At 51.1% G+C, this 15794-nt stretch carries 12 protein-coding genes and 2 pseudogenes; 5 read left to right on the top strand and 9 right to left on the bottom strand.

The genetic code is table 11. The annotated features are described in order from the left end of the window. Window positions 1-10 precede the first annotated feature (10 nt). The 3 genes and pseudogenes from leuS to KMZ15_RS07535 all read right to left on the bottom strand — a co-directional run. A complete protein-coding gene (gene leuS / locus KMZ15_RS07525; protein ID WP_223692214.1) occupies window positions 11-2677 on the bottom strand; it encodes a leucine--tRNA ligase in 2667 nt (888 codons plus the stop codon). A gap of 90 nt (window positions 2678-2767) precedes the next feature. After that, window positions 2768-3574, bottom strand: coding sequence for a 4-hydroxy-tetrahydrodipicolinate reductase (gene dapB, locus KMZ15_RS07530; RefSeq protein ID WP_223692215.1), 807 nt, complete (start codon window positions 3572-3574; stop codon window positions 2768-2770). Between the two features lie 2 nt (window positions 3575-3576). Beyond that, window positions 3577-4020 (bottom strand): annotated as a pseudogene (locus tag KMZ15_RS07535) (outer membrane protein assembly factor BamE); the annotation flags it as partial. 244 nt (window positions 4021-4264) lie between these two features. Between KMZ15_RS07535 and fur the strand changes: the two are divergent. Continuing rightward, the gene (gene fur / locus KMZ15_RS07540; RefSeq protein ID WP_223692217.1) at window positions 4265-4702 is read left to right on the top strand and encodes a ferric iron uptake transcriptional regulator; all 438 of its coding nucleotides are present in this window, start codon (window positions 4265-4267) and stop codon (window positions 4700-4702) included. 153 nt (window positions 4703-4855) lie between these two features. On the opposite strand, the gene gap is transcribed toward fur, so the two are convergent. The 5 genes from gap to rplM form a co-directional block, all read right to left on the bottom strand. Continuing rightward, on the bottom strand, window positions 4856-5866 hold the full coding sequence (gap, locus tag KMZ15_RS07545) for a type I glyceraldehyde-3-phosphate dehydrogenase (protein WP_223692222.1): 1011 nt from the start codon (window positions 5864-5866) through the stop codon (window positions 4856-4858). A 129-nt stretch (window positions 5867-5995) separates the two neighbouring features. Beyond that, complete coding sequence (tkt, locus tag KMZ15_RS07550) at window positions 5996-8014, bottom strand: transketolase (protein ID WP_223692223.1); 2019 nt, start codon at window positions 8012-8014, stop codon at window positions 5996-5998. A gap of 35 nt (window positions 8015-8049) precedes the next feature. Continuing rightward, window positions 8050-8418 carry an iron-sulfur cluster insertion protein ErpA gene (erpA, locus tag KMZ15_RS07555; RefSeq protein ID WP_223692225.1) on the bottom strand — a complete coding sequence of 123 codons (369 nt, stop codon included), beginning with the start codon at window positions 8416-8418 and terminating at the stop codon, window positions 8050-8052. 200 nt (window positions 8419-8618) lie between these two features. Continuing rightward, entirely contained in the window at window positions 8619-9011 is a 393-nt protein-coding gene (rpsI, locus tag KMZ15_RS07560; RefSeq protein ID WP_223692226.1) for a 30S ribosomal protein S9, read from the bottom strand. A gap of 10 nt (window positions 9012-9021) precedes the next feature. After that, the gene (rplM, locus tag KMZ15_RS07565; protein ID WP_223692227.1) at window positions 9022-9450 is read right to left on the bottom strand and encodes a 50S ribosomal protein L13; all 429 of its coding nucleotides are present in this window, start codon (window positions 9448-9450) and stop codon (window positions 9022-9024) included. 286 nt (window positions 9451-9736) lie between these two features. On the opposite strand from rplM, the pseudogene KMZ15_RS07570 reads away from it, so the two are divergent. Next, window positions 9737-10804, top strand: a pseudogene (locus KMZ15_RS07570) (YhcG family protein). Window positions 10805-10883: 79 nt separating this feature from the next. On the opposite strand, the gene recG reads toward KMZ15_RS07570, so the two are convergent. Beyond that, on the bottom strand, window positions 10884-13028 hold the full coding sequence (gene recG, locus KMZ15_RS07575) for an ATP-dependent DNA helicase RecG (protein ID WP_223692228.1): 2145 nt from the start codon (window positions 13026-13028) through the stop codon (window positions 10884-10886). A gap of 95 nt (window positions 13029-13123) precedes the next feature. Here recG and queA point away from each other — a divergent pair, with 95 nt between their 5' ends. From queA to yajC, 3 genes are all read left to right on the top strand, one after another. After that, the gene (gene queA, locus KMZ15_RS07580; RefSeq protein ID WP_223692229.1) at window positions 13124-14230 is read left to right on the top strand and encodes a tRNA preQ1(34) S-adenosylmethionine ribosyltransferase-isomerase QueA; all 1107 of its coding nucleotides are present in this window, start codon (window positions 13124-13126) and stop codon (window positions 14228-14230) included. Continuing rightward, complete coding sequence (tgt, locus tag KMZ15_RS07585) at window positions 14224-15354, top strand: tRNA guanosine(34) transglycosylase Tgt (RefSeq protein ID WP_223692230.1); 1131 nt, start codon at window positions 14224-14226, stop codon at window positions 15352-15354. The genes queA and tgt overlap by 7 nt, the downstream gene beginning before the upstream one ends. Window positions 15355-15433: 79 nt before the next feature. Then, on the top strand, window positions 15434-15766 hold the full coding sequence (gene yajC, locus KMZ15_RS07590) for a preprotein translocase subunit YajC (RefSeq protein WP_223692231.1): 333 nt from the start codon (window positions 15434-15436) through the stop codon (window positions 15764-15766). The last annotated feature ends 28 nt before the right edge of the window (window positions 15767-15794 follow it).

Below are 15794 nucleotides of genomic sequence, written 5' to 3' on the forward strand. Positions count from 1 at the left end.
AAGAAGCCCCTTAAATCACCAGATTGACAAGACGCCCAGGCACCACCACCACTTTCTTTGGCATCTGGCCATTAGCAAAACGCTTAAACACCTCATGAGCGAGCGCTGCTTGCTCAATCTCATCACGGCAGGCCTCTTTGGCAACGGCGAGCGCGCCTCGTACCTTACCGTTGATCTGCAACACCAACTCGATCTCGCTTTTCTCAAGCGCGCCCTGATCAATCTCAGGCCAAGGCGCATCTAATAGCGCGCAGCCAAATTCAGCGTTAAATCCAAGCGCATCCCACAAGTTGCAAGCAATATGCGGTACCACTGGGTACAACACGCGCAGCAAAATGCCATATCCCTCGCGCACCACTAGACCCCACATTTCGGTGGCCTCACCCGCTTGGGCCTCGGTTGCAGCTTCAAGTGCCTTGAGCATTTTCATGGCAGCCGAGACAACCGTATTGTACTGAACGCGCTGATAGTCAAATTCAGCTTGCGTCAAGATGCGATGAATGTCGCGGCGCAATGCCTTTTGCGCTTCAGTTAAACGAGCTAAATACGTACTGGAGGCCAACGAAGTGACGTTCAAAGAGGCTGCACGCGCCATCAAGTCAGCCTGTGCATAGCCAAATGTCCAAAGCCGGCGTAAAAAGCGACTCGCGCCCTCGACCCCGGCACTCGACCATTCAAGCTGTTGCTCGGGAGGCGCGGCAAACATGATAAATAAACGTGCCGTATCTGCGCCGTACTGGTCAATCAATGATTGTGGGTCAACGCCATTATGTTTTGATTTGGACATTTTCTCAATGCCCCCCACGACCACCGGTAAGCCATCCGCGTTGAGCACGGCGCCACAAGGCCGGCCTTTACTATCACGGCTCAAGGTCACTTCAGTCGGGTTAAACCAGGTGCGTTTGCCAGCAGCATTTTCACGATAAAAAGTTTCGTTGAGCACCATGCCCTGTGTCAGTAAATTTTTTATCGGCTCAGAAAACGTCACCAGGCCGAGATCGCGCATCACTTTGGCCCAAAAACGAGAATACAGCAAATGCAAAATCGCATGCTCAATACCACCGATATATTGGTCCATCGGCATCCAGTACTCGGTGCGCGCATCGACAATCGACGGTTGGCCATTGATTTGCGCAGCCGGACAGGTATAGCGCGAGAAATACCAGGATGAATCGACAAAGGTATCCATCGTGTCGGTTTCGCGACGTGCAGGCGCACCGCATTTAGGGCAGCTGCAATTAACAAAAGCCGCTGATTTGGCCAGCGGATTGCCGCTGCCATCTGGCACTAAATCTTCCGGTAAGACAACGGGCAAATCCGCCTCTGGCACGGGGACCTCACCACATGCAGCGCAATGAATCAGTGGAATCGGCGTGCCCCAATAGCGCTGCCGCGAAATACCCCAATCGCGCAAACGCCATACCACACGTTGCTCACCCAGACCGAGTGCGGCTAAGTCAGCAACAATCGCCTTGACTGCCTGCTCATAGGCCAAGCCATTGTATTTTCCGCTATTTACGCAGACGCCATTTTCTTTATCTGTATACCAATCGGCCCAGTTGGTATTAGAGTAAGGCTGCTCATTGACCGCAATCACTTGCTTAATCGGCAGACCATATTTAAGCGCAAACGCAAAATCACGCTCATCATGCGCTGGCACCCCCATCACCGCGCCTTCGCCGTAGCTCATTAACACGTAATTACCCAGCCATACTTCGATGTCTTGCCCGGTCAGTGGATGCTGAACGAAAAAACCTGTGGCGACACCTTTCTTTTCAAGGGTTGCCAGATCGGCTTCGGCACTGCCGCCTAATTTGCAGGTATCAATAAAAGCCTGCAATTCTGGCCGGTTTTGCGCTAAGTGCAGCGCCAGCGGATGTTCGGCAGCTATCGCACAAAAGGTTGCGCCCATCAGAGTATCGGCGCGCGTGGTAAAAACCCGTAACAGCTTTTGTTCCCCATCGAGTTGATAGGGAAAGCTGATATTCACTCCGGTACTTTTACCTAGCCAATTCTGCTGCATCAGCTTAACCCGCTCTGGCCAGCCCAGATCATCGAGTGCGTCTAATAACTCGCCCGCATAGTGCGTAATCCGCATGTAGTACATTGGGATTTCACGCTTTTCAACTAACGCGCCTGAGCGCCAGCCGCGGCCATCGATAACTTGTTCATTCGCCAATACGGTTTGGTCAACCGGATCCCAATTGACGGTGCCGGTTTTTTTGTAGACGATGCCCGCCTCAAGCATCTTCAAAAACAGCCACTGATTCCATTTGTAGTAATCCGGCTCACAGGTTGCAAATTCGCGCGACCAATCTATGGCCAAGCCCATCGCCTGCATTTGCTTTTTCATGTAGGCAATATTGTCATAGGTCCATTGCGCCGGCGCCACGCCATTTGCCATCGCCGCATTTTCTGCCGGCATGCCGAATGCATCCCAGCCCATCGGCATTAATACATTGAAGCCTTTCATCCGTAGATAGCGGGCCATCACATCATTGATTGTATAGTTGCGCACATGCCCCATATGCAACTTGCCAGAAGGGTAAGGCAGCATCGACACGCAATAAAATTTCTTATCCCGAGGGGCCGCTTCGCTTGCCTGATATACATTGTGTTGAGCCCAATGACGTTGCATCGCCGCTTCAACTTCGGTAGGAATATATTTTTCTTGCATAACAGGTAAGGTATTCAATAAAGTAACCGGGAAATTCTATGAAATAGCGTAACCGCTGCGCGGTAGATAATTATACTGGCTGCACTCTAATCAACGCAGACCAAGCACATCTTGCATATCAAATAGGCCATTTGGCTTATCCGCCAAAAAATGCGCCGCCCGTAGCGCACCTTGCGCATAGCTCAGGCGGCTAGATGATTTATGAGTAATTTCAATGCGCTCGCCGATGCCCGCAAACAGCACCGTATGATCGCCCACAATATCACCGCCGCGCACGGTTGCAAAACCAATCGTCGCAGGGTCCCGCGCTCCGGTGACCCCTTCGCGGCCATACACTGCCACTTCCGCTAAGTCACGGCCCAATGCATGCGCCACGATTTCGCCCATCTTCAAGGCAGTGCCTGATGGCGCATCGACTTTATGCCGGTGATGCGCCTCAATAATTTCAATATCATAACCGCTAGCTAAAGAACGCGCAGCCAGCTCCAGCAGCTTAAAAGTCACATTCACGCCAACACTCATATTCGGCGCTAGCACAAGCGGCACTTTAGTCGCGGCCACGGCCAACTCGGCCTGCTGAGTTGGCGTAAACCCGGTCGTGCCAATCACCAACTTTACGCCGTACTGACAGGCTAGGTTCAAATTGGCGAGGGTACCTTCTGGACGCGTAAAGTCAATCAAGCATTCAGCCGGCGCTAACACCGCGTCGAGATCATTAGAGACGGCCACCCCTGTAGATTGACCTAAGAAAGCCCCGGCATCTTGCCCTACCAGCGCATTATTGCTGCGCTCATACACGCCCACGAGCTGCACGCTGGGCGTAGCCAGGATTGTCTCAATCAGCATGCGGCCCATGCGCCCAGAAGCGCCCGTCAAGGCAATTTTAAGCGCACTCATTAGCTGCCCGCACGGGGTGAGCCAGCAGCTGCCCCTTGTTTGCTACGCGTATTTGCATGCCGATCACCATCGATCTCAGCCAGCAATTCATATTCAGAGGGTAAATCTTCTCCGCCAGCCCAGCGCAACAAGCGATCACGCTCAAAATAAACCACCAAATGGCGTTGTTGCACCACTGTATTGGCACCACGCTTAAAGTAAAAAATATAATCCCACTGCTCTGAGTGGAACATATCGGTGACAAGTGGCGTACCCAACACTGCGCGCACCTGCTCTCGCCCCATGCCGGCGTGTAGCTTGGCAATTGCCTCGCGGGAAATAAAATTGCCCTGTACAATCGTAATCTGGTAGGGTGTAATGCGCTGGATGATGCGTTGACTTGTGCTGTCATATGTCGAGCAAGCCGTCAACAGCGTAGCGCACGCTATTGCCATCGACCACCCCATGATATGAGGCAAATCAAATCGGCGTTGGCGAGTGGACGTGAAAAGAAACGATTTCATGTTAAAAACTTTGACTAAATAGAGAGTTGGAACTGATGACCGGCTAAAGGCTATAAGAGACTTATCCCTTTATACATCCTGCAAAAAGAAGCTTCTTTCACTGGTCATAAATTACATTGCTTGGCCCAAAAACCTATTATTATTAAAGATACGCATTGTACTCTCTACTCCTGACTGATATCCAATAATGACCAATCATTCCGATCTAAAGAGCATCGGCCTCAAAGCGACCTTACCACGCCTGAAGATCCTCGAGATCTTTCAAAACAGTGATATCCGGCATTTGAGCGCTGAAGATGTGTATCGCGCGCTTCTTAACGAGGAGCTTGATATTGGTCTTGCCACCGTTTATCGAGTGCTCACGCAGTTTGAACAAGCTGGGTTGCTGATCCGCAGCAACTTTGAATCAGGTAAATCCGTGTTCGAGCTTAATGAAGGCACGCATCATGATCATTTGCTTTGTATCGACTGTGGTTTAGTCGAGGAATTTTACGACCCTGAAATTGAGCGACGCCAGCAGATGATTGCAAAAAGCCGGGGGTTTGTCCTGCACGAGCATTCGCTTTCCTTATATGGTTCATGCCGTAAGGAAAACTGCCCGCACAAGAAATCTTCATCTGTTTAGACAGAGTTCTTTTTCATTTAGACGAAGTTCTTGCTCATACACTTTGTACTTTTCTAATTCTGCTTCTCGCGTGCCATCCTTAGGATTCTAATCTTATAATCAAGTTGGCCGCGATGGGCCAACTTATTGAGGATACTTGAGCTTTAAACGCGTTTACTTCGCCTGTGCAAACGCCACTGCTGTATCTAGCATGCGATTTGAAAAGCCCCATTCATTGTCATACCAACTCGAGACTTTAACCAGCCGGCCTGATACTTTAGTCAGGGTTGCATCAAAAATTGACGACGCTGGATGGTGATTGAAATCTGTCGAAACGAGCGGCAGTGTGTTGTAGGCCAAAATGCCCTTGAGCGGACCATCAGCGGCTTCTTTTAGAATTGCGTTGACCTCATCCACTGTGGTGTCGCGCGCTGCTACAAAAGATAAATCCACAATCGATACATTGATCGTCGGCACACGGATGGCAAAGCCATCAAGCTTGCCGTTCAGCTCAGGCAGGACTAAGCCAACCGCTGAGGCAGCGCCGGTTTTAGCTGGGATCATGCTCTGCGTGGCCGAACGCGCGCGCCGCAGGTCTTCATGATACACATCGGTCAGTACCTGGTCATTGGTATAAGAATGGATGGTTGTCATCAAACCGTTGACCACCCCAATCTTGTCATGCAATGGCTTAACCAAAGGGGCCAGACAATTGGTCGTGCACGATGCATTTGAAATCACGGTGTGCTCTTTTTTTAGCGTCTGATGGTTCACGCCATACACAATCGTGGCATCCACATCTTTGCCGCCAGGCGCTGAAATAATGACTTTCTTCGCGCCCCCTTGCAAATGGGCACTGGCCTTTTCTTTGCTGGTAAAAAACCCGGTGCATTCCAGCACCACATCGACCCCAAGCTCGCCCCATGGCAAAGCCGCTGGGTTACGATTAGCCAACACGCGAATCCGGTCGCCATTGACGATTAGGTTTTCGCCATCGACCTCTACCGTACCCGGAAATTGACGATGGGTTGTATCGTATTGCGTCAAATGAGCATTGGTCTTGGCATCGCCTAGATCATTAATCGCCACAATCTCGAGATCGTGCTTTTTGCCTGCTTCATAAAATGCGCGTAGCGTATTGCGGCCAATACGGCCATAGCCATTAATTGCGACGCGAACCGTCATTTTTTCTCTCCTGATTACCTAAGTGAATAATGAACGCGTACGCCATCGCCTACTCTATGAATTAACCGACTCGCAAGCGATCTGTTCAGTAAGCGCTGGCATACGCACAAACCATTGTGTCAGTCGCCGCTAGCTCAACAAAGCGCGCGCCTTTTTGACAATATTTTCTACCGTAAAACCGAAATGCTCAAAGAGCGCCGCCGCCGGGGCTGACTCGCCAAACGTATCAAGGCCAATCACATCACCTTCCAGGCCAACGTATTTGCGCCAGTAATCGCTTACGCCCGCCTCAATCGCCATACGCATCACCCCTTTGGGTAATACAGATTCGCGCCAATCTGCCGTTTGCCGGTCAAACACGGTGGTTGCAGGCATGGATACAATACGCGCCGCAATGCCAACGCGCGCAAGTGGCTCAATTGCCGCTAACGCCAGCTCGACTTCTGAACCGGTAGCCAGCAGAATCAACTTGTGTGCAACGATCTCTTCATTCCAATCACGCAGCACATAGCCACCTTTAGCGATATTCTCAATCTGCGCATCGCTACGCGCAATAAAGGGTAAATTCTGGCGGCTAAACACCAGACAACTGGGTCCTTGTCTCTCAACCGCATGCACCCATGCTACCGCGGTCTCAACGGTATCGGCGGCACGCCACACATCCAGCTGCGGAATCAAGCGCAGGCTGGCGAGGTGCTCGACTGGCTGATGCGTCGGGCCATCTTCACCTAAACCGATTGAGTCATGCGTAAACACGAAGATCGAACGCGCCTTCATTAAGGCAGCGACACGAAGCGCATTGCGACTGTAATCGGAAAACGTCAAGAAGGTGCCGCCAAACGGCCGATAACCACCATGCAATGCAATACCATTCAAGACTGCGCTCATACCGAATTCACGCACGCCATAATTGATATGATGGCCGAATTGCAAGCCATGTTCAGTCGCACGCACGGGTTTTGCAGCTTTCCAGTTGGTCAAATTTGACCCGGTCAAATCTGCTGAGCCGCCGAGCAATTCGGGCAGGATCGCAGCCAGGCCGTCAATGGTCTGTTGCGAAGCTTTACGGGTAGCAATGGTTTCAGCTTTTGCATAAGTACCGGCGATGAAGGCGCGGGTTGCCTCAGGCCAGTTAGCCGGCAGTTCGCCGTTGCTGCGGCGCATAAATTCAAGAGCTTGCTGTGGGTACTTCGCGCGATAAGCGTCAAAGCGCTCGCGCCAGTTAGCTTCCGCTTCAGCGCCACGGTCACGCGCGCCCCAAGCGGCGTAAACCTCAGCAGGTATGGCAAAAGGCTCAAACGGCCAGTCAAGCGCTATCCGGGTAGCCGCGATCTCAGCTGCGCCTAACGGAGCGCCGTGGACATCATGCCCTCCCGCTTTAGTGGGAGCGCCCTTGCCGATCACTGTGCGGCAACAAATCAAAGTTGGCTTACCGGTTTTTTTCGCGGCAGCAATAGCGGTATCTACCGCCTCGACATCGTGTCCATCGACTTGACGAATCACGTGCCAGCCATAGGCTTCAAAGCGCTGCGGCGTATTATCCGCAAACCAGTGCTCAACGTTCCCGTCAATTGAGATCCCATTGTCGTCATACAATACGATCAATTTGGCGAGCTTCAAGGTGCCAGCCAATGAACAGGCTTCATGCGAAATGCCTTCCATCAGGCAACCATCGCCAACGAAAGCATAGGTGTAATGGTCGACGATTTTGATCTCGTCATGATTGAATTCTTGTGCCAGCAGCGCCTCAGCAAGCGCCATCCCAACTGCGTTGGCGAGCCCTTGTCCAAGTGGGCCGGTGGTGGTCTCTACCCCTGACGTAATACCGACTTCTGGGTGTCCAGGGGTCTTGCTATGCAATTGCCTAAAGCGTTTTAACTCTTCGATTGGCAGATTATCATAGCCGGTCAAATGGAGCAGCGCATACAGCAACATTGAACCATGTCCATTTGACAACACAAAGCGGTCACGGTCAGGCCAATGGGGATTCGTTGGATTATGTTTCAAATGACGATGCCAAAGCGCAACGGCAATCTCAGCCATGCCCATTGGCATGCCAGGGTGACCAGAATTCGCTTGCTGCACTGCATCTATAGCTAACACACGGATCGCATTCGCCATCCGTGTGGCCTGAGAAGTTGACGACATTATTTTTTAGATTTAAAACAACACTTAGATAGGCATCAGACAGAAAATGAAGAGCCACAACCGCAACTGGTCGACGCATTCGGATTTTTGATCACAAACTGCGCACCGCTCAGATCATCTTTATAATCAATTTCAGCCCCTACCAAATATTGATAGCTCATCGCATCAATCAGTAGCTGAACACCGTTTTTATCCATCACGGTATCGTCTTCTCCGATTTCTTCGTCAAAAGTAAAACCGTATTGAAAGCCCGAGCAACCGCCACCTTGCACAAAAACGCGCAGCTTGAGTGCTGCATTACCTTCTTCCTCAATTAATTGCTTGACCTTATTCGCCGCGCTATCGGTAAAAATTAGTGGCGCTGAAGGGATGTCCGCTGTAGAAACTTCAATTGCCGCGCTCATCATTTTCTCCAAATAAAACAGGGTTCCGACATTATAAAGCCGCAAGGCAGCTCAAGTCGATCGCAATGCTGCTGATATTACACTACGCATATAGTGTAGCTGGCTTCTGGAAGAATAGGTAAAGTCCCCTATTTGAAAAAAGCCGCATAAGCGGCTTTTTTCGAGCAATATCCACCAGCACTTGCGTGCCAACAAATATATTAACGCTTCGAGAATTGCTTACGACGGCGGGCTTTATGAAAGCCGACCTTCTTACGCTCAACTTCGCGGGCATCTCGGGTCACAAAGCCGGCTTTCGACAAAGCAGGCTTTAACGTCAGATCATAATCGATTAACGCACGAGTAATGCCATGACGCACCGCACCCGCTTGACCGGTCTCGCCACCGCCGCTCACGTTGACTTTAACATCAAACGTTTTGCCATGTTGGGTCAGCTCAAGTGGCTGGCTCACAATCATTAGCGATGTTTCACGCGAGAAATAATCAGCGATTGGCTTGTCATTCACAATGATAGCGCCGCTACCCTGCTTAATAAAGACGCGCGCAACCGCACTTTTGCGGCGGCCGGTGCCATAGTTCCAGTTTCCAATCATAACGGTCTCTTTAGATTTCTAGGGCTTGCGGCTGCTGTGCCGTATGCGGGTGGGAATCGTTTGCATAGATCTTAAGTTTCTTGATCATTGCATACCCTAACGGGCCTTTAGGCAACATCCCTTTAACGGCCTTTTCTAGCGCGCGCCCTGGGAAACGCTCTTGCATCTTGCTGAAAGTTGTTTCATAAATACCACCCGGGTAACCCGAGTGACGGAAATACTTTTTGTCAGTGGCTTTATTGCCAGTGACTTTCAACTGACCAGCGTTAACGACAACGATAAAATCGCCGGTATCGACGTGTGGAGTGAACTCGGGTTTGTGCTTACCGCGCAAACGGCGCGCCACTTCACTGGCGACACGACCGAGAATCTTATCCTTCACGTCAACCACATACCATTTATGCGTAACCTCAGCAGGTTTAGCAGAAAATGTTTTCATGATTGATCCAAAATAAACCACCCCTTGTTTTTCCTGCTTATATTTTTAGCGCAGGCTCTCCCTATCATTTTTCCGCGGAGGCGTAAACGGAAAACCCTAGATTATAAAGGATTTTTGCATTTAAAAGAATTTCCCGAAAGGGGGAGTGGTGGAGGCAACGATCGCGGGTTATTTTCTGGTGCATGAAAACATTGTGCACGGAAGTAGATTTTCATCTGAACACACAGCTACCTATCGAGGACAGCATAGCATTCACCTCTTGAAACAAATTACCAAGGACACTCATATGCCCCAAAAGGCCACAGAAATAAATTTACCCTCGATAGATGCACAAACTGGAAAAATTGACCGCATTGCATCGACAATCATTGGTGACATTCGTGATTTGATCAACCAAGCCAAGTCCGAACTAGCCACCACCGTCAATTCGGCTCTAACCCTGCTTTATTGGCATATTGGACGACGCATATATATAGAGGTACTCAAGGGGAAGCGAGCTGAGTACGGCGAGCAAATTGTTGTGGCGCTGGCTCAGCAGTTGGAGGCCGAATATGGGCGTGGTTTCAGCACTAAGAACCTTCGCCATATGCTGCGTTTTGCCGAAATATTTGAAGCTGAGAAGATTGTCTACGCGCTGAGTAGACAATTAAGTTGGACTCACTTGCGTAGCCTAATCTACATTGAAGACCCTCTCAAACGCGAATTCTACCTTGAGATGTGCCGCAGCGAGGGCTGGAGTACCCGTACTTTACAGAATCGCCTTGATTCTATGTTGTTCGAGCGCACAGCGCTCTCGCGCAAGCCAACCGAGTTACTCGCAGTCGAACTAGCAACATTACGAGATCAAGAAGCTTTAAGCCCTAATCTCGTACTAAAAGATCCCTAGGGACTGCATGATCGCTATCTTGAAAAAGACCTCGAAGATGCAATCCTACGCGAACTGGAACACTTTCTGCTTGAGTTGGGTACGGGATTTAGTTTTGTCGCTCGTCAAAAACGGTTGCAGATCGACAATGCCGATTTTTATATTGATTTGTTGTTCTACAACCGTCGTCTCAAACGACTCGTAGCCATCGAATTAAAGCTTGGTGAATTCAAAGCAGCAGATAAAGGTCAAATGGAACTTTATCTGCGCTGGCTTGCAAAATATGAGCAAGAACCGGATGAGGCACCACCGCTGGGCATCATACTATGCACAGGCAAAAATCATGAACAAATTGAACTTCTGGAACTAGGCCAAAGTGGCATTCATGTCGCCGAATACATGACCGGTCTGCCATCTCGACAATTACTAAAACAAAAGTTGCATGAAGCAATAGAGCTGTCGAAGGCGCGGCTTGAGAACTGTGCATGACCATTATTCAGCTTAACTCAATAATACTTGGCACAGGCATGTTGCTCACCCAAAATGCTTTAAAGCTTCGCCCTATCCGTCATACTTTTAAATAGTTTTCTCGTCCCTCTAGCCAGCGCTTTAAATGTTGCATCACAATATCTGGATGCTTACGCAGTAAATAATCAGCTGCCCGCTGAGCGGGTTCAATCAGCCAGAGATCTTCCTGCAGATCGGCAAAACGCAGCATCGCCGTACCAGATTGACGCGCGCCCAGAAACTCGCCCGGCCCCCGGATTTCAAGGTCACGCCGCGCAATTTCAAAGCCATCATTCGTTTCGCGCAATGTATTTAAACGCGCTCGCGCGGTATAGGACAATGGCCCAGCATATAACAAAACGCAGGCGGAAGCTGTGCTTCCGCGTCCGGTGCGGCCGCGCAATTGGTGTAACTGAGACAAGCCAAAACGCTCAGCATGCTCAATTACCATCAGCGATGCATTCGGTATATCAACGCCCACTTCAATGACCGTGGTGGCCACTAACAACTGAATTTCATTCCGCGTGAAGGCGGCCATCACCTCAGCTTTGTCTGCTGGCTTAAGCCGGCCATGGATTAAGCCAATCTTTAATTCAGGCAGCGCCGCAGATAACATCGCAAAAGTATCCTCTGCCGTTTGCAATTGCAAGGTTTCGCTTTCTTCGATCAATGGGCAAACCCAATATACCTGCCGGCCAGCCAGCGCTGCTTGCCGTACACGCGCAATCACTTCTTCGCGCCGCGCTTGTGAAACCAACTTCGTCACAACCGGCTGGCGGCCAGGCGGAAGCTCATCTAGCGTAGACACATCAAGATCTGCGTAATAGCTCATGGCAAGCGTACGCGGGATGGGCGTGGCGCTCATCATTAATTGATGGGGCTGCCAGTTTAAACCAGCCACCTCATGGTGCGCCTTGCTCCGCAATGCCAGCCGCTGCTCAACGCCAAAACGATGCTGCTCATCGATAATCACCAGCCCAAGCCGGGCAAATTCAACTTTATCTTGAATGATCGCGTGCGTGCCCACAATCAACTGCGCGTCGCCTGCCGCTGCCGCCGCCAATGCGGCGCGTTTTTCTTTGGCTTTTAGGCTTGCGGTCAACCATACGAGATGTATGCCAAGCGGCTCAAACCAACCACGCAGCTTGCGCACATGTTGCTCAGCCAGCAGTTCTGTGGGGACCATCAGCGCAACTTGATAGCCAGCGTCAATTGCTTGCGCTGCCGCAAGTGCTGCAAGCACCGTTTTGCCGCTGCCGACATCGCCTTGCAAGAGCCGCTGCATTGGATGGGGCACCGCTAAATCCACGCTAATTTCTTTTTGCACACGCTGCTGAGCGCACGTTAGCACAAACGGCAGCGCAGATAATAAGCGCGCCACCAATGTTTGCTCTGTGGCCAAAAGACTAGCAACTAACGCCGGCGCTGAACGCGTGCGCCGTTGCATGTGCGCTCGCTTTAATGACAATTGTTGCGCTAAGAGTTCTTCAAATTTGATGCGGATCCAAGCAGGATGCGTACGCTCAAGCAATGCGGTGGCATCAACCTCAGCAGGCGGATGGTGTAGCGTGCGCACCGCAGCCGCCAGCGGTGGCAATTGCAGCGGTGCGATAATCTCGGCCTTCAACTCATCCGGAAACAATTCTGGCAACGGGGTCTCAGCCAGCGCATGATTAATCGCTCGGCGTAGATACGCTTGACTCAAACCCGCGCAGGTTGGATAGATAGGCGTCAGCGCTTGCGGTAATGCTTCATCTTGGGTAACGATCCGATACGCTGGATGCACCATTTCCATCCCCAAAAATCCATCCCGCACCTCACCACGGGCACGCAGTCGCACGCCCACAGCAAGCTGCTTGACTTGCGAACCGTAAAAATTCAAAAAGCGCAGCAGCAGCGGATCGCCATTTTCATCCGTTAACGTAATACACAGTTGGCGGCGCCCTCGATACGTAATTTCATGATGAGTAATCAGGCCCTCAACCTGAGCACTTGCGCCAGGAGGCAGATCGCGGATTGCCGTGAGCGTCGTTTCGTCGTCATAGCGCAACGGCAAATGCAAGACCAAATCAAGCGCGCGCCTCAGCCCAAGCTTAATCAGCTTGTCCGCTTGAGGTCCAGAAGAGGACTTGGGGAGACTCGCAGGCGTTGCGGCAGGCGCCGCATCCGCCAGCGGTTCGTTTAACAAGGTTTTAGATGCCGGCATCGCCGCCTTTTCTGTAGAACTTTAACCAGATACAAGTACAATATTGGGCTTCATGCCCTATCCTACCCTGGCCTTTATGTGGCTTAGGCCCCTTCATGTATACACTTTCTGACTTCGATTTTAAACTGCCCGCTGAATTAATTGCCCAAACGGCCCTCGCTAACCGTAGCGCAAGCCGTTTGCTTGAAGTCGATAATTCACGCACACCAGCGCAATGTATTGACCGACACTTTACCGAATTACCTGCTTGTATTGCAGCAGGCGATCTGCTTGTATTTAATGACACTAAAGTGCTTAAAGCCCGTTTTTTCGGGCACAAGGCAAGTGGCGGTAAGGTCGAAGTACTCATTGAGCGTATTATTGACACGCATACGGCGCTGGCGCAAGTGCGTGCCAGTAAGCGCCCAGCAGTAGGCAGCACACTACGCCTGGCCGATGCATTTGACGTGACCATAGGCGAGCCGATTGAAGCTCAAGCTGATGAGGCTAACCCGCCATCGCAGTTGGATGCTTATGCGCCTTTTTATACGCTGCACTTTCCTGCCGACTGTCTGAGCCTCATCGAACGCTATGGGCGGTTACCGCTGCCACCTTATATTACGCATGATGCCGATGCAACGGATGCAGTCCGTTACCAGACCGTTTATGCCACCAACCCAGGCGCGGTGGCGGCGCCCACTGCCGGCTTACATTTTGATGAAGCACTGCTGGCTCAGCTTGACGCGCGCGGCATACAGCGCGCAACCCTTACGCTGCACGTTGGCGCTGGCACGTTTCAGCCTGTGCGCACGGAAAATCTTGCACAACACCGCATGCATAGCGAGTGGTATCACATACCGCAGTCGCTGGTCGATGCCATTGCACACACTCGCGCCGCCGGACGGCGGGTGATTGCAGTGGGCACCACCTCACTGCGCGCACTTGAAGCCGCGGCTCATGCCAGCGACCCGCAAGAAGCCCGCCCCCATCTGCTCCGCGCCGGTAGCGGCGAAACAGATATCTTTATCACGCCGGGCTATCGCTTTCGCTTAGTCGATCAACTGGTGACGAATTTTCATTTACCTAAATCGACTTTACTCATGCTAGTGAGTGCCTTTGCCGGCATTGACACCGTGCGCCTGGCCTACCAGCATGCCATCAGCCAACAATATCGTTTCTTCAGCTATGGTGATGCCATGTTTTTAACCCGACTACCATGCTAAATTTTAACTTACTGAGTACAGACGGCCATGCGCGCCGCGGCCGCCTACAATTAAATCACGGCACGATTGAGACGCCCATTTTTATGCCAGTGGGCACCTATGGCGCAGTCAAGTCCATCTCACCGCATGAGCTTGACGACATCGAAGCACAAATTATTCTTGGCAACACTTTTCATTTATGGCTACGACCAGGGTTGGAGGCAATCGCCGCCCATGGTGGTTTGCACCGCTTTATCGGCTGGCAAAAACCGATTCTTACCGACTCCGGCGGCTTTCAGGTGTTTAGTCTGGGCGCCTTACGCAAAATTACCGAAGAGGGGGTCACCTTTGCCTCGCCGATTAACGGCGATCGCCTTTTTTTATCGCCTGAAGTATCGATGCAAGTACAGCACAAGCTGAATTCAGACATCGCGATGCAATTCGATGAATGTACGCCATACGCAACTGCCGGCGTGCTCACGACTCAAGCGGAAGCCGCCGACTCAATGCGCTTGTCGTTGCGTTGGGCGCGCCGTTCAATCAACGAATTTAAGCAACTCAACAACCCCAATGCATTATTTGGGATTGTCCAAGGCGGCATGCATGAAGCTTTGCGCGACGAATCGCTTGCAGGGTTAACTGAACTGGATTTTGATGGCTATGCGATTGGTGGGCTCTCCGTAGGTGAGCCCAAAGAGGAAATGAAGCGCATCCTGAATCATGTCGGCCCGCGCTTGCCCGCCGATAAACCGCATTACTTGATGGGGGTGGGGACACCGGAAGATTTAGTCGCTGGCGTCGCCGCAGGAATTGATATGTTCGATTGTGTGATGCCAACCCGCAACGCACGTAATGGCTGGCTCTTCACTCGCTTTGGCGACTTAAAAATCAAGAATGCCGCGCATCGCCAAGATCCACGTCCGCTCGACGAAAGCTGTGCTTGCTATACCTGTAGCCATTTTTCGCGCGCCTATTTACATCATTTACATCGCGTTGGCGAAATCCTGGGGGCACGGCTCAACACGCTCCATAATTTGCATTATTACCTTGAGTTAATGCATGAAATGCGCACCGCCATTGGCTCACGCACATTTAGCGCGTTTGTGCAAAAATTTCACGCAGAGCGCGCGCGTGGCGTGTTATAAAGCGTTGGCTTAAGACTTTCGCCATCTAATGATGGTAGAATGCCCAACCATTTTGACCACCCATTTATGGAGATTTAGCATGTTTATTACCCATGCTTTCGCTCAAGGCGCAAGCGCCGGCGCTACCGGCATCGAATCTAGTCTGATGAACTTTTTGCCTCTCATCGCGATGTTTGCTGTCTTGTATTTCATCATGATCCGCCCGCAAATGAAGCGGCAGAAAGAGCATCGTAATTTGCTAGCAGCCATGGCAAAAGGCGATGAAGTCGTCACCAACGGCGGTATTCTCGGCAAAGTTTCCAAAGTCAACGACGCTTATGTTGACATTGAGATTGCTGAAGGTGTTGAAATTACAGTACAAAAAAATGCAGTGACGGCGACCTTGCCTAAAGGTACGATCAAGTCGCTATAAAAGCATTCGCTTCAAAAGGCTGCCACAA

This window comes from Mycoavidus sp. HKI (assembly GCF_020023735.2).
Taxonomy (GTDB): domain Bacteria; phylum Pseudomonadota; class Gammaproteobacteria; order Burkholderiales; family Burkholderiaceae; genus Mycoavidus.